The organism is Parabacteroides sp. AF14-59 (assembly GCF_003479515.1).
In the GTDB taxonomy this organism is placed as follows: domain Bacteria; phylum Bacteroidota; class Bacteroidia; order Bacteroidales; family Tannerellaceae; genus Parabacteroides; species Parabacteroides faecis.
This window is the reverse complement of record NZ_QUHH01000007.1, coordinates 22561-38734: the sequence shown is the minus strand read 5'-3', so window position 1 is coordinate 38734 and position 16174 is coordinate 22561. Positions and strand designations below refer to the sequence as shown.

The following is a 16174-nucleotide window of genomic DNA, read 5'->3' as shown; positions in this document are numbered from 1 at the left end:
AGTTTAATACAGATTATCAATAGTTACGTTCATGCCGGTACGGAGCTGCATCACACCGGAAGTTATCAGTGTGTCGCCGGGTTGTATACCTTTGAGCACCTGTAGATGGCTTTCGGTACGCAAACCGATCTCGATCTCTGCCGGTTCGGCTACCCCGTTCTTGTAGAGGTAAACGACATTCTTTCCCATTTCCGGGATCAACGCTTCGCTCGGGATAGCTAATGCGTCTTTGATCTCGCGTTTGGTGATTTCGACGGATGTGTAACGTCCGGGGAAAATCGCTTCGTTCGTGTTCGGATAGGTAGCGCGTACTTTCAGGGTACGGGTGGTCATGTCCATTTTACTCTCGACCGCATATACTTTTGCATTATAGTTGCGCATGATACCGTTCGAGTCTTCCAGGCGGAAAACGATCATTGTCCCGTTACTCACATCATTCGCATATCTTTCAGGGATGGAGAACTCGATTTTCAACGGAGATATTTTAGTCAGCTTGGTAATGACGGTGGTAGGAGACACGTAAGCACCTTCACTGACTGAACGCAGACCGATGATGCCGTCGAAAGGAGCACGCAGTTCGGTTTGCAGGATATTGGCTTTCACCAGGTCGATATCGGCCATCAGCTTTTCGTATTCGGTAGTCACCTGTTCATAAGCTTCCTGGCTGACCGCATCTTTCTCCAGCAAAGTGCGCTGGCGGTATACCCGGTCTTTTGCCAGAGGAATCTGGGCTTCCAGTTTCCTGAGCTGGGCTTGTAAGGGTTTATCATTGATCTTGGCCAGCAGGTCACCGGCTTTTACATGTGTTCCCTCGGTGAAATAGATATTCACCACTTTTCCGGACGATTCGAAGGATAAGTCTACTTCTTCGTCGGGAATGATACTGCCTGTACTGATTACTTTGTCGGTCAGCGATTGGAATTTCAATACTTCAGCGTTAATGTTCAGCACCTGTTTACGTACGCTTGTTCCCGGTGCGGGAGCCACATTGGAATCTTTTCCGGATGCTGTCAACTGGTTCTTAATCTGTGGATAAGCAATCATTCCTGCAATCATCAGGAAAATTGCGGCGGTAACGCCCCACTTCACTCTCTTCGTCATATTTTCAATGGTATCTACTTTAAAAACTTATCAATAGGCATGTAAATATACACAACTCAATCGAGATATAGACAAGAGAGATAAAAAAAGGTTTAATCAGTGTGGATAAATATCTGTTTTTTACATGAGATATAATTCCAGATAGCCCTATAGTCTCCCTTGATATAGCATAGTAGTCTAAGCAGTAGTAGCACAGTAGTGCTGACGGGATAACACTATGATACTATCGGTCACACCTATCGTTTTTACCACCTACAAGAACTTTTTTACAATCACCCTTCAGCTTTCAGGTCTCTATTACACTTTTATTTTCAATGGATTTAGACTGAAGGCTCCAATAAAAAGAAATAAACTCAAACCTTTAGTCCGACAAATAAGCGTACATATTTCTTCGTGCGGATGCCTATGTTTTTCTGAACAAGTAGGCAGTGAACAAATAACGGATGTTTACTTTTTTGAAGGTGCTGGGGCTGCTTTTTCAGGCGGGTGTACAATTTGCTGATCTTTCAGTGTTACTTCTTAAATATCAAATGTTTAAAAGGACTGAAGCCTGAAACGATGATTATAAAAACTCTCTGAGGAAAGCAATCGGCACAAATATCGGGGGTGTTGTGGTTATCCCCAGAGAATATCGAGTGATTCGGAGATCGGATGAGTCGTTTTTGATGCGATTAACGATAGTTAACAATCGCTTTTCAAAAAACACCTTTTACCCAACGAGTGCTAATCGGCCTGAAAATGAGTAGGGATCGGGGTTTTGGCGGGTAGGCATCCATTTTAGACGAATAAGCATCGAGTTGAATATTTACAAGGATGACATTTTATATATGCTTTGAAATATAAGGCTAGAGTAGTTGTTGTAATGACTAAAAAAAACGTTCCTTTTTTCTCGCCAGCAAAGTTAGATATAAGTTTTAAACCTACAATTCTTTCTCATAATTTTTTTTCAATCCTATCCTCTTTCTTATCAATTGAATAGCAATTAGAGTACAAAAATAGTACTTCTTATTACCAAGGCAAAATACTACCTAAAAAATGGCGAGAAAAAAGGAACGTTTTCTCTAGTCATTATTATAGAATCAATCAAATTTGAGACATATAAATAAAGTATTAATTAAAAAAGAATTCGTATGCGAAACTTTACTAAAACAAAAGTGCTAACTATTAGTGCTATGTTAGTTTTGGGCACAGCATCGGTATTTGGACAGGTAGAAAATGCTCCTGCATGGGATGCCTCCAAATACGCGGGTTTGACTGCTGCTCAAAAACCTATTTTGTATGAAGCCGAAGGCAATGATGTTCTACCGGGTTTCCCTGGTAAGGCTTTAAAAACTGTAGATGGAAAGAAAGTTTGGGGTAATGGTGTTTATTTCCGTGCTTTTAATGGAACTGCTACTACAGCTAATGTATATTATCCCAATATTACCGCAAAGCCGACCAACAATTATACCACAACTACGGTATGGCAAAATGGTACTGACTCTTTAGGAATCTTCTTGGGTGACAGTCAGAGCGGTGAGTTGATGTTCGATTTGTCAACTAAGTATATGACAAATGTACGTGAACTGAAAGTTAAGTTAAGTGCTGAGAACTTCGGTTTGGCTGCAACTTCTTCTGCAGATTGGCATGTTACAATTTCTGTTTATGATTTGGATGGTAATGCAGTAAAGAAAAGTGACATTTTTAAAACAGGTACTGCTGACAATGCTGTTTTTAAATCAGACGGTGCAATCTTTAAAACAGGTGCTGCTGATGTAGCAGATAAAGTTATCAATCTGTTCGATGTTGTAACTGATCCGATCACTGATCAGCAGATGTTTATTGAAGGCTCTTTGGATAATAAATTAATCCAGGTGACTTTGTGGTCTGATTTTGTAGAAATTAAGGATGTAGAAGAAACTGGATCTAAGAGCCATTTCGCCCCGGCATTGGTTGTAAGCGGTTTCCAGATGAATTTCGATGAACCGACTTTGGCATTGACTGCTGATGTAACATCTTTCGAAGCGGGTTTAGGTTTAAAGAGTTGTACATCTGGTACTTTAGCGTTGAGCGCAGAAAATGTTAAATTGCCTGTTAAAACAACTGCTCAAGAAGCTTTTGTATGGACAAACGTAACAAATAACAACGATGTTGTTCGTGCTGAATTTGAAAAAGAATTAGATGGCGCTAAGTTGGAAGATAAAGTAACATATGATTTCCAACCGAAATCAATCAAGACTTTTTCTGGAAAATATGCTGCTGCGTTATCTGAAACTGATAAATTGAATCCTATTCGTTTGTCTGCTGAAACAGAATTAATTTCAGCAAACTCAATTCCTGAGTTTAATTTCGTTGATTCTCATATCCTTTTCAATGAAAATTGCCAGACAAAAGATGTAGCAGTTACAGGTAAGAATATCCCTGATCAGGAAGTTTATCCGATGGATTTCTTGGCGTATGAAAAGATGACTTCTGACCAATGGAGTGCATATGGCAAAATAAGAATAAATGGCGATATTAAATATTCTTCATGTGGTGTGATAGAAGAAGGTTCTAAATTGACTTTAGCGTTGACAGAATGGACTAACGACATCACTCGTGAAGAAGCATGGAAAATCGCAGTGAATGCGGACTATAAACCGGATGGTTTTAAGGCTTATGATAAATTCCATTGGGCGTTGGCTGCAGCTAGAGTTGGTGCATTGTGGCTGACTTATGAAGGTGAAAACTTTGACGGTACAGTAGGGCGTTATACTGCCGACAATGTATTCTTTGCTCCTTATAATAAGAAAGATGCATTGGATAACTCTCGTTATGCTTCACGTGTTAAGAAATTGGTGTTGCATGGTAGCGAGTTGAAACCGGGTGCTGACGGTATTGCTAAAATTCGCGTAACCTTGCAGAATATTGCAAATGCAAACCAGAATGATACAGATAACCAGGAATTCCGCTTCAAATTGAGTGAAGATGCTGCTTGGGTAAACAACAATACGGATACATTGGAAATCAGCATCAATACATTGGACGATGCTAAGATGAAACAGTTCCGTGAAGAAGGTCTTCCAATTTACGTACAGTTCGTTCCGAATAAGGATGGTTTCCTAGATCCTGAAAAAGCAAATGTAAAGGAATGGAATCCTGATACATATGAATTGCAAGTTTGGGCTGTAGGTATTGAATCAGAAAGTGATTGCCCGTTATGTGGTGTTGGCGTAGTTGCAGGTTTATATGGTGATACTCGTGCTAATCTGTGGAGTAATATCAATAAATTGAATCTCATTGAAGAAATGCACAACTCTTATCGTCCTACATTTAATACAAATTTACCGAACTTAGTATATCCTGAATTCCAGAAATACTTTGGTAAAGTATATCAGGACGAATGTGGTTACGTAAATCCGTTGGCAGTCGACTCATTCTATGTAGCTGGTTACAACTTGGAAAAAGAAGTTAACGTAACTCGTAAAGCGAATGTAAGCGCATATCCGAATGCATTTACTTATGTAATCAAAGATATGTTGAATGGTGGTGCAGCTGTTGAAAAACTGACTCCGAACCAATATGGCGAAGTATTAGGTTTAGTGGTTGTAACATTCAACCAGGCTACCAAAAACGGAGCTATGCATAGAGCTGAAGATTTGTTCACTGTTAAGTCTAATGAAAATGTAATGACTTGGACAGACGGTGAGTTGAATCCGTTAGAAGAGTTTAATTATATGCATTATGTAAACGAAGGTGGAGTATATGGTTTCATTTACAAACCGGAAATTACAATCACTCCTGCTACAGATATCACAGCTAATGTAGATTCAAAAGCTGATGTGAAGGTAACTATCGAAGGTAAGGAATTTAATCCGCTGACTGCAACAGAAGCTGTTAAGGTTTCTTTGGGTACAGTAAGTTATGATAATCCGTTTACTTTGACAGCTCCGGCAAATGTGAAGGTTGATGTTAACGGTTCTTTCTCAACAGAAGCTACTGTTCACTATGCTCCGACCGCTGCTACAGCATGTGCAAAAGAAAATGTATTGATCGTAGAGGCTAACTGCTTAACGAATGATTTGGCAATTGCTGGAGAACCGACTGTTGGAGAAGATCTTCCTGCATTGCAAAAGATGGTACACGGTGATATTGACGGTGCAACAGCTGTCTTGAAATGGAAAGGTGTTCCGGGTGCTGACTATTATGTAGTACAAGTTGGTCATTTGGCTCCGAAGAATACATCTAAGAATGTCTTCATTTCTGAAGTATTGGCTAAGAGCAAAGGTTCTAACCAGAATAGTGATGTTTTGGCTGTTGAGTTGTTCAACGGTACAGGTAAAGTTATCAATCCTAAAATGGCTGTTAACTATTATCTGAAAGTGGTTCGTACTGATAAAGCTGGTGACGAAGAAGTATATTATGGTCACTTCAAGAATACAACTATCAATACATTCAATCTGCAAGGCGGTTGGACAAACAGTGCTGTGATCATCAGTGAATTCCGCGATAAGAAGGGTACAGATGAAAACGCAGGTAACCTTGTAAACATCACAATTAGCGATCAGTATCGTTATAATGTATATCTGATGGAAGGTGAAAATCAGATCGACGTCTTCACATTCGGTGAAGCTGGTGCTCACTTAGCTCGTAAGGCTTATAACGGTATGCCTGAAAACCAGGGTGAATTCAACATCACTGACTGGGAAACTATCAATACTTCTTTAGTTGATGGTAACGGTAATGCTTCTTATTGGTGGGAAGGTCCTGAAAACGTAGAGTTCAATTTGGTTGATGGTGCAGAATCTGTGAAAATTCACGCTTCTGACGAAGCTAACTATACGAAAGATGGCAAATACTTAACTGTAAATGTTAAAAACATGAAGCCGAATAGCTTGTATGATGTAACAGTTACAGCTTATCATCCTTGTTTGTTTGCTGATGGTAAAACTTTGCTAGAAACAGAATTCATTCCTACTTCTCAGTTCGTTGGTGATAATGTAGGTGAAATTGAAATCGAAGTTGGCAAAGAAGGTACTATTACTGCTAATGATGAAATCAATGCTTCTGCTGTGAAGGTTGTTGCTGGCGAAGGTCAGATCACAATTGTTGGTGCAGCAGGTAAGAGAGTAGCTATCAACAATCTGCTGGGTCAGACAATTGCTAATACTGTTATCACTTCTGATGACGCTGTTATCAAAGCTCCTGCAGGTGTAGTTGTAGTAGCTGTTGAAGGAGAAACAACAGTTAAAGCTATCGTAAAATAAGACATTTATAATCAATAAATTAGAGTTGACTGCGTGATTCCGTAAGGAATCAATTACCCTGCGACAGGCGAACAAGCGGTCAGTATTAATACTAAAGTAATGAAATAAAGTTCTTCTGTTCTAGCTCTGTGAAGAGCGAAAACAGGCAAAACAAAGCCCCGGCGGAATTTTCTGTCGGGGCTTTCGTTCTCAAGAGATGCAGGATAATTTCCTGGTATATCAGAAACTGGAAGAAGCAGACTGGAATGAATAATTTATGCTGAAAAGCAAAAACGGTTTGTGCAGGAACTTACAGTATCCGTAAACAGCGGGTTGAAGATGCAATCAAAGCCGGAAATTAAAAAATACGGCCATACTGTTAGACTTTTCGTAATTACCAGTACAATATCAACCCCGCAACTCCTGCCAATACAATCATCAGGATGGGGTGAACTTTGAACTTCCAGGTAAGGATAAAGGCGGCACCAAAGATCAGGAAACTTTTGTAATCGATGAAGTTTTCTTTGTTCATCAGCATTAATGCGGCAGCGGCTATCAGTCCTACAGTTGCAGGTCGTAAGCCTGTGAAAGCGGCAACGACATATTTATTGTTCTTGAACTTGGCGAAGAAATAAGAGATGACCAATACGAGTATGAACGACGGCAGACACACGGCAAATGTGGTCAGGCACGAACCGAGAACAGCCATGAATGGCGGATATCCGGCGTTGTGAATGGCGGTGTAACCGATATAAGTCGCACTGTTGATCCCGATGGGGCCTGGCGTCATCTGTGAGATGGCCACGATATCCGTAAATTCCTGTAGGGAAATCCATTTATAACGGTCTACAACATCTGCCTGTATCAGTGAGAGCATGGCATATCCGCCACCAAAACCGAAGATTCCGATCTTCAGATAGACATAAAGTAACTGTAACCAGATCATATCAATTTTTCTTTATCTTTAAACCATACACTAATCCTCCGGCAATGGCTACCAGAATGATCCATACCGGCGAAACTCCTCCCATCCAGATAAGCAACGCGGCAGCAACAGGGATCAGCATCGAAACATAAGTCAATTTGATGGAACGTGCCGTAGTGATACACGGTACGGCGATCAACGCTACGACGGCCGGGCGTAAACCTTTAAATATTTTCTCCACCCATTCGTTATCCTGAACTTGGGTAAAGAACGTGGCAATCAGCAGGATGATCAGGAAAGACGGCAGGATCGTACCGAGGGCACAGACTACGCTTCCCATACTTTTCTTCAGTTTATAGCCGACGAAGATGGAGATATTTACAGCGAAAATCCCCGGTAATGACTGTGCGACGGAGAACAGGTCTATGAAATCTTCTTTTGATAACCAGCCGCGGTCTACTACCTCCCGCTGTATCAACGGCAACATGGCATATCCGCCGCCTATTGTACCCACACCTATTTTTAGGAAAGTTAGAAAGAGCGTCAAATACATAATTCTTCTTTTTGAAAGTCGGTGACAAAGATAGGGAATATTTTTTAGTTGACAGTTGACAAGTGACAGTTGACAGTTATTATCAGATGTGAGTCTATTCAGATCGCATTAGGGGACGCAGAATACGCAGATGCTCGCAGACTTTTTATTTTCTTTAAAACAAATATATTATCTGCGTTTATCTGCGTTCGTCTGCGTCATCTGCGTTCCTTAATACAAACTGGATATATAGCTCATATCTTCCTAAATTGGCACATGGACATATTGCCACATTGACTCAAATCTTTCTATGTATAATCGCGAAGCCTAACTGTCCACTGTCACTTGTCAATTGTCAACTGCTTAGTCGAGCCAGGGAGACGGATTGAGTTTGGTCTTCTCTTTCCAAAGTTGGAAATGCAGGATCGTGGCATTGCCGTTTTCCGTATCGGTAAAAATCTTGCCGATAGCCTGGCGGGTGCTGACCTTGTCGCCGGCTTTTACATACACCTGGCTCAGATTACTGTAAACGGTCAGGTAGTTACCGTGACGTATGATGACAGAGTTGTTGTAGCCCGGAACAACGAATACGCGGGTCACTTCGCCATTGAATACAGTACGGGCATCAGCTCCCGGGGTAGTCTGAATGTCGATACCGCTATTGTTGGTACGTACATATTTTAATTCCTGATGTTGCTGTTCGCCGAAAGTGCCGACAATGGTGTAACGTCCTGCAACAGGGAATGGCAGGCGGCCACGGTTACCGGCAAAGTCGTCGGAAAGTTTTTTCTCCGCCCTGGTCATGGCATAGCCGCCTTTGGTTTCGGCAACACGTTCTTCCTGTACAGGCTCTTTGACCGGCTCTTTGCCTTCCGCTTTCGCTTTTTCACGGGCACGGCGCTCACGTTCGCGGGCAGCCTTTGCTTCTGCTTCGGCACGGGCTATTTCCTCGGCTATCTGTTTTTCGATCTGACGGTTCAGCGCGTTGGCTTGTTGTTGTTTCTTACGGAGTTCCTCTTTCAGTTCCTTTTGTTTCTTGCTGAGTTGCTGCACTTCGGCTTTCTGGCTGGTTTCCTCGGTCTGCAGTTTCTGGCTTTCCTGTTCGCGGGTGCCCAGCAGTGCATTCTTTTCGGATCGTGTTTTTTCCAGTTCTTTCTGTTTGAGGGTTATCTCGGTTTGTTTGTCGATGATCTCGGTGGCCTGTAACTTTTGCCAGTCGGCATATTCGCGCAGATAACGCATGCGGCGCATGGATTGGGCGAAATTATCGGCAGAGAGAATAAAGAGCAGCTTGTCTTGCGAGCTACGCCGTTTATACATGCTTTGCACGGACTTGCCGTAGTTATTCCGTTTTCCGTCCAGTTCCTTTTCCAGTTTAGTGATTTCGCGGCGGGATGCGGTGATCTGGTTGTCCAGTTCGCTTACCTCCTGGTTGAGCAGGCTGATCACTTTCTTTCGGGAGAGGATCTGCTGTGAAAGAAGATTCAGACGGTTGAGAGAGTTCTGCGCCGTCTGGGTCGTTTCCTGCAATAGCTGGTTTGTCATCTCGATTTCGGCCAGCGCCTTTTTTCGCTGTTCTTCAAGCTGTCTCACCCGGGCGGACTTCTGGCCGAAGGCGGTCAGGGCAGATAACGTGAATATGACAAACCAAATATACTTCATCTCTATTTCTGACTGTTACTGATTGACTTTATGATCTGTGCAAAGGTAATACGTTTATATTTAGCCGGAATGGAAAAGTCCAGGTTTACCGGTATATTTGTCTGTATGCGGGAGAAGCGGAAAGCGATCCCTCCCTGTGAGGAGCCGTTTGCCAGGACTTGTACGTCCATCAGCATCGGGAACGGTTGTCCTTCTGTCAGGCGAAAATCTGTATAATCCCATTGCAGAGCGTATTGTTCGGACGGGTCGGTGATATAGGTGGAAAGTAACTTCTCTTCACCGTCGGCAAAGAATGTATAAAGCAATCCGATAGAATCCTTGATCTTGATCTCTGCGGTCGAACCTTCCTGGTTCAGCTTGAAGCGTTTGAACTGTTTCGGCTCGATATACTGTTTTCCGGGCAGGAAGATATGATTGGTGAACAATGCCTGCAGGTTATAGAAGTTGAACTCGATCGGGGTCTGTCCTTTCAGATCGGCGTAGCGTTCGGCTACATACCGTTTATTCATGCGGTCTACTACCTTTATGCTGTCGACTGTAAATTCGGCACGGAAAACTTCGATACCCAGAAACGGTTGGACTGATAACTGAAATGCACTGTCTTTGACCATCTTCAGGTCCACACGTGAACTCATGTTGTTTTTAGTGCCTTTCAGTTCCGCATTCAGACGGGCGGTCATCGTATTGAACTGAAAAGAATGCTCTTCCATCGCTTCAAAGAACTCGTCGTGTGCTTTGGTACTGCCGGAGGCTACTGTTCCGACTTTCTTGGATGATTTACAGCCGGACAGGATCAGCAAGAAACACAGGATCACAAGAGCTGGCAGTTGTACTCGCTTTATTAACGGGGTTCTCATTTGGCTTCCTCCTCTTCGATATATTTACCTTCTATGATTTTACGGTCGAGTGTCTCGCTTTCTTTTCCCATTTCACGGGCTTTCTTCCATTGAGCTATGGCACCGTCCTTATCTCCTGTCATAAACAGGATATCCCCGTAATGGTCTACCAGTTCCGCACTTTTGGTCGTATCTTTTTCCAGTGCGCTTTCGATGTATATCTTGGCAAGGGTATAGTTACCCTGTACGAAGAAAATCCAGGCGTATGTATCCAGGTAAGTTGCATTGTCCGGTTCGAGCTTGATACATTGTGCGCTCATACGTTCTGCCTTTTTCAGGTCCTTTTTATCCAGGGACAGGAAGTAAGCATAGTTGTTGAGGACAACGATGTTGTTGTCGTTATATTTCAGAGCCTCGTCGTATGCTTTGTATGTCTGATCCATCTGTTTCATCTGATAGTAGATATCGCCGATCTGACCGTAGAAGTCCGACTTTAACCGCGGATTCTCCGCCGGGATAATGTTGATACCTGCATAATAGGTGTTCAGGGCCTCCTGATATTTTTCCTGCTGATAATAGGCAATACCCAGGTAGAAATAATATTCGGGGGCATCCGGGAATAGTTCCTGGCATTTGGTACAGATACGGATTACTTCAGGGATATCTTCGGCTTTCAGCGACATGTTCAGCAATTGCTGCCAGGCTGCTGCATTCTCTGGCTCCATCTCTGTGACGAGTTGGAACTGGAAACGGGCTTCGTCTGTTTTACCCTGTGCAATCAAGAGACTGCCGTACATCTGTTTCAGGTCGGTATCTTCGGGATGCTGCTCCAGCAAGGTCTGGAACAAGGTATTGGCACTATCCGTCCCTTTCTGCGTCTGTTGCAGTTTCAGGATATAACGGGAGAGGATGGCGACTTTGGTCTCTACATCCAGCTTCTCGTTGATCAAGGCATTGCGTATCTGAGTTTCGGCAGCATCTTTATTGCCGGTCGCTTCGTAATAGTTGGCCATGGATACGATGTAATAGGGGTTACCCGGATCGATCTCATGGGCTTTGTCATAATAAGAACGGGCTTTTACCGTGTCGTTCTTTTCCAGGTGCAGGTCTCCGAGGATGATCTGGTAGCGTGCCTCCATCGGATATTTGGCTGCCAGTTTCTCTATTTCTTTGAAGGCGGCATCCGATTGCTCCAGTTGGGTGTAGAGTTTATATTTCTGCATGGAAAGAGCTTCGTTCATGCCGATGGACGATTCGAGGGCATTATAAGCATCGATCGCTTTGCCGATCTCGCCTTCCTGGGTCAGGGCTTCTGCCAGGTAGTAATTCAGTTCGGTCTTTCCGGGAAAGGCTTTCACCAGTTTCTCGTATTCTGCGGCAGCTTCTCCGTACATACCCAGGTTGCGGCTGATCGTAGCCAAAGCCATCCGGTAAGTGAAGTTGTCCGTGCTGTTGTCCACTGCACGCTGTAACATATCGACTGCCTTTTCCGGGCGGTTCATCTGCACGTAGAACGATGAAAGTTCGTACAGTACAGGAGATGCCGTAGAGTCGATGGCGAGACAGTAGTTGAATGCATCGAAAGCAGCATCGAATTTCCCGGCAGTCTTCAGGTTCAGCCCTTCGAAGAAGAAATAGTCGAATTTTCTCCGTTCAGCATCATTTAATTCTTTAGCCTTAGTGGGAGTTTCTTTCCGGGTCTCTTCTGCATGCAGCGAATTGATCCCGGTAAGCAGGAAGAGTGAAAAGAGTATCCCGTATATTACTTGTTTCAGCATATATTCGTTTTCTATATTTTATCACGTATCTAATTTTATACGATAATCATATACGGTCATCGTATAAAGGAGTATACGGCGGTCGTATAGTATCACATACGATGTCCGTTTATTCTTTCCCGGTATGTCCGAAGCCACCGGCGCCGCGTTCGGTATCGTCGAGCACTTCCACCGGTTTCCAGCTTACCTGGTTGAAAGTAGCGATCACCATCTGACAGATACGTTCTCCGTCATTTACGGTGAAAGGCTCGGAGGAAAGGTTGACCAGGATAATACCGATCTCACCGCGATAATCTGCATCAATCGTTCCCGGTGTGTTCAGTAGAGTGATACCATGTTTCAAAGCCAGGCCGCTGCGGGGGCGCATCTGTGCTTCGTATCCTTCCGGCAAAGCAATATATAATCCTGTCGGGATCAATTTGCGTTCCAATGGTTTCAGCACTACAGGCTCTGTCAGGTTTGCACGAATATCCATGCCTGCAGACAATTCTGTCGCATAGGCAGGGAGTGGGTGATGGGATTTATTAATTATTTTTACTTCCATTTGTTCTTATTTATTTGACGGACAAAGATATGCAAAAGTTGACAGTTGGCAAGTGACAGTTGACAGTTGTTTCAGCTTGCTATATATTGTTAACTACTCTTTCTTTTACCTGTCATCTGTCCACTGTTAATTGTCAATTGCTCCAGTCTCCGTTCTCTTTTATTAACTGAACTAAACGTTCTACAGCATCTTCTTCGGGGATGTTTTTCAACACGCATTCTTTACCTTTGTACAGGCTGATCTGTCCGCGTCCGGCACCGACATAACCGTAATCGGCATCTGCCATTTCTCCGGGACCGTTTACAATACAACCCATGATGCCGATCTTCAGCCCTTTCAGGTGTGAGGTAGCTTCTTTGATGCGGGCAATAGTCGTTTGCAGGTCGTAGAGTGTACGTCCGCAACTCGGGCAGGAGATATATTCTGTCTTACTGATGCGTGAACGGGTTGCCTGCAGGATACCGAACATGTAACTGTCGATGCATGAAGCTTCGATCCTCTGATTATGAATCATGATGCCGTCGCCGAAACCGTCCAGCAGCAATGTGCCGAAATCGGCAGCCGCTTTTAGCTGTAAGGTCTCCTTGTCTGTCTCGTGATAGTCGCGGTGCAGGACGACAGGGATATCGCAACCGGCAACCAGCAGTTTGTGCATGGCGGCACGTTGTGATCCGACACCGTTCCGGTGATGGGTACTCAGGACTACCACGGCTGTTTTATCTTGTTTCAGTATCTCCAGTGTCTGATCTGTCAGGTCATTGTAGGTCAGGCGGATGAATTTCAGCGGAGAGTTGAACTCTTTCATCTCTTCTATTTCGGAAGCGATGAAATAAGGGTATGCGTTGGGACGTTCTTTCCAGAAATGGGCATCTACCAGCAGGCGGAATGTGTCCGGAAGATTGTCCGGGTCTTCCTTGCCGATGTAAATATAGTCGGGCAGGGAGGAGTAGTCAAATTCAAAATCGCCGTTACTTCGGTCAGAGATAACGACAGGAGGGAAATTACCTCCGATAGCTTCTGTCACGCGGCTGATTCGGCGTGTGGCTGTTACCGGGTCGTATCCGGGGGCGGGAGAGGCAGCGATCGGCCTGTGCTCCCGACGTTCCAATATGTAATCGACCAGTTTGCGGGCGACAGGTATTTCTGCCTCGGGATCTTCGCTGAGGGATACGCGGATGGTATCGCCTATTCCGTCGGTCAGCAGGGTACCGATGCCGACAGCGCTTTTGATGCGGCCGTCTTCGCCGTCACCGGCTTCGGTCACTCCCAGATGAAGCGGATAGTGCATGTTTTCTGCGTCCATGGTACGGACGAGCAGACGTACGGTACGTACCATGACTACCGTATTGGAGGCTTTGATGGAAATCACCACGTCCGGGAAATTCTCGTCCCGGCAGATACGCAAGAATTCCATGCAGGAGGCTACCATTCCTTCAGGGGTATCACCATACCGGCTCATGATACGGTCGGATAGTGAACCATGATTTACGCCAATGCGGATGGCGGTTCCGTGTTTTTTACAAATCTCTAGGAAAGGGACAAAACGGTCGCGTATCTTCTGTAATTCGGCGGCATACTCTTCGTCGGTATATTCCAGCAGGTCAAATGTTTTTACTTTATCAACATAGTTCCCAGGGTTGATGCGTACTTTTTCCACCTCTTCGGCTGCGGCGTCGGCAGCCCTGGGGTTGAAATGGATATCGGCAACAAGAGGAGTGGTGTATCCCTGCGTTCTCAGCTCTTTCCGGATCTCCCCCAGATTACGGGCCTCCCGTTCACCCTGTGCGGTGAAACGTACATATTCGGCTCCGGCATCGATCATACGGATGGCCTGGCGGACGGATGCTTCGGTATCCATGGTGGATACATTGGCCATAGATTGGATACGTATCGGGTTCTCGCCTCCCAGCGGAGTGTTTCCTATATTGACAACAGATGATTTACGGCGACTGTAATTAAAAAAATGTTCCATTTTTCCAGTTGACAAGTGACAGTTGACAGTTGACAGCTCCGGCAGCGTGAAATCTGTCAACTGTCACTTGTCAACTGTCGACTAATTAATTCGTTTTGTATTTAAAAGATACTTTTGCTAACTCTTCGTTTGCTTTTACGATCTTTTTCTTCAGATTTTCCTTGTAGTCGGCCAGCTTACCCTGAAGTTGTTCGTCTCCAACAGCAAGCATCTGAACTGCCAGGATTCCGGCGTTTAGTGCTCCGTTGATACCGACTGTGGCAACAGGTATTCCCGGAGGCATCTGTACGATAGCCAACAGGGCATCCATGCCGTCGAGTGTAGAGTTGATGGGAACACCGATTACCGGAAGGGTAGTCATAGAAGCGATCACTCCGCATAAATGCGCTGCCATACCGGCCGCAGCAATAATAACTTTGATACCGCGGTCTTTGGCTCCTTTGGCAAAAGCTTCTACTTCTGCCGGGGTACGGTGTGCAGACAACGCATGGATTTCGAACGGGATCTCCATCTCGTCCAGCAATTTGGCCGCTTTTTCCATTACGGGCAGGTCGGAAGTACTGCCCATGATAATACTTACTACAGGTGTCATTTATTTTGCGATCAATTGTTCGTATTCAGCAGCAGACAACAGGTCGTCCAGTTCAGAAGGATCGGAGATGGAGATCTTGATCAACCAGCCGTTTCCGTAAACGTCTTCGTTCACCAGTTCGGGTTTGTCGTCCAGTTCAGAGTTGCCCTGGATTACTTCTCCGCTTACCGGCATGAACAGGTCGGAAACAGTCTTTACAGCTTCGATAGTACCGAAAACTTCTTCTCTGGCAACTACTTCGCCTTCTGTAGTGATGTCTACATAAACGATTTCACCCAATTCGCTCTGGGCGTAGTCAGTGATACCAACATAGGCAACGGCGCCGTCAACACGAATCCATTCGTGATCTTTTGTGTACTTTAAATCAGCAGGAAAGTTCATAACTTTAGTGTTTTTATTAGATGAATAAATAGATATAACTCAATAATGAGGCTACAAAGGTACATATAAAACCGAGACAAAAGCCGGCATATACCTGCATAGGGGTATGCCTTTTCAAAAAGATACGCGAAGTACCGACCAGCCCGGCTGCCAGGAGTATGATGATGAATCCCCAGTAAGGATTTATCAGGTGGATGCGGGCAACCCCCATGATACCCCCTAAAAGTCCTCCGATACCCAGGGTATGGGCACTGATCTTCCAGTAAAAGTTAATGCACAGCGAGAGGATCAAAGCGACACAGGCCCCCATCAGCAGCGACAGGAACCAGAATGGGATCATCATTTTGTACATATAAAAGATACAGACCATTATGGAGGTGATAATGATCAGGTAAGGAACGACCCGTTCTTTGCGGTCCGTCAGTTCCAGGTCGCCGGCGGCTCCGTTGCGGACCATCAGGAAGATGAAAAGACCCGGTACGACAGCAGTCGAGAGGAATGCTCCGCCAACCAGGAACATTTTCATGGTGGGCGGGTAGATCGCCAGGTATGTGAATGACAATGCCAGTATGACTCCATACGTTACCATCAGTAACGGGTGGAACATTCCGGATATTATATTTGAAAATAATCTCATAATGCTTCAA

General features: G+C 44.5%; 12 protein-coding genes. 1 reads left to right on the top strand and 11 read right to left on the bottom strand.

The features are described 5' to 3' along the window. Nucleotides 1-3: 3 nt before the first annotated feature. On the bottom strand, nt 4-1101 hold the full coding sequence (locus tag DWW23_RS09980; protein ID WP_122353143.1) for an efflux RND transporter periplasmic adaptor subunit: 1098 nt from the start codon (nt 1099-1101) through the stop codon (nt 4-6). Nucleotides 1102-2231: 1130 nt separating this feature from the next. Between DWW23_RS09980 and DWW23_RS09975 the strand changes: the two genes are divergently transcribed. Then, entirely contained in the window at nt 2232-6326 is a 4095-nt protein-coding gene (locus DWW23_RS09975; protein WP_122353142.1) for a DUF6383 domain-containing protein, read from the top strand. Between the two features lie 373 nt (nt 6327-6699). Here DWW23_RS09975 and DWW23_RS09970 read toward each other — a convergent pair whose 3' ends face one another. From DWW23_RS09970 to DWW23_RS09925, 10 genes are all read right to left on the bottom strand, one after another. Beyond that, entirely contained in the window at nt 6700-7251 is a 552-nt protein-coding gene (locus DWW23_RS09970) for a chromate transporter (RefSeq protein WP_122353141.1), read from the bottom strand. Between the two features lies 1 nt (nt 7252). Further along, nucleotides 7253-7783 (bottom strand): chromate transporter, encoded by a 531-nt coding sequence (locus DWW23_RS09965; protein ID WP_122353140.1) that lies wholly within the window; start codon nt 7781-7783, stop codon nt 7253-7255. A gap of 342 nt (nt 7784-8125) precedes the next feature. Continuing rightward, nucleotides 8126-9424, bottom strand: a complete 1299-nt coding sequence (locus DWW23_RS09960; RefSeq protein WP_122353139.1) for a murein hydrolase activator EnvC — start codon at nt 9422-9424, stop codon at nt 8126-8128. A gap of 2 nt (nt 9425-9426) precedes the next feature. Further along, nucleotides 9427-10281 carry a DUF4292 domain-containing protein gene (locus DWW23_RS09955; RefSeq protein WP_183670468.1) on the bottom strand — a complete coding sequence of 285 codons (855 nt, stop codon included), beginning with the start codon at nt 10279-10281 and terminating at the stop codon, nt 9427-9429. After that, the gene (locus tag DWW23_RS09950) at nt 10278-12038 is read right to left on the bottom strand and encodes a lipopolysaccharide assembly protein LapB (RefSeq protein WP_122353138.1); all 1761 of its coding nucleotides are present in this window, start codon (nt 12036-12038) and stop codon (nt 10278-10280) included. The genes DWW23_RS09955 and DWW23_RS09950 overlap by 4 nt, the downstream gene beginning before the upstream one ends. 109 nt (nt 12039-12147) lie before the next feature. Continuing rightward, a complete protein-coding gene (dut, locus tag DWW23_RS09945) occupies nt 12148-12582 on the bottom strand; it encodes a dUTP diphosphatase (protein ID WP_122353137.1) in 435 nt (144 codons plus the stop codon). Nucleotides 12583-12715: 133 nt separating this feature from the next. Beyond that, entirely contained in the window at nt 12716-14554 is a 1839-nt protein-coding gene (locus DWW23_RS09940) for a 4-hydroxy-3-methylbut-2-en-1-yl diphosphate synthase (RefSeq protein WP_122353136.1), read from the bottom strand. Nucleotides 14555-14639: 85 nt separating this feature from the next. Beyond that, entirely contained in the window at nt 14640-15146 is a 507-nt protein-coding gene (purE, locus tag DWW23_RS09935) for a 5-(carboxyamino)imidazole ribonucleotide mutase (protein ID WP_122353135.1), read from the bottom strand. Further along, complete coding sequence (gcvH, locus tag DWW23_RS09930; protein WP_122353134.1) at nt 15147-15527, bottom strand: glycine cleavage system protein GcvH; 381 nt, start codon at nt 15525-15527, stop codon at nt 15147-15149. Nucleotides 15528-15543: 16 nt separating this feature from the next. After that, complete coding sequence (locus DWW23_RS09925) at nt 15544-16164, bottom strand: hypothetical protein (protein ID WP_122353133.1); 621 nt, start codon at nt 16162-16164, stop codon at nt 15544-15546. Nucleotides 16165-16174 lie beyond the last annotated feature (10 nt).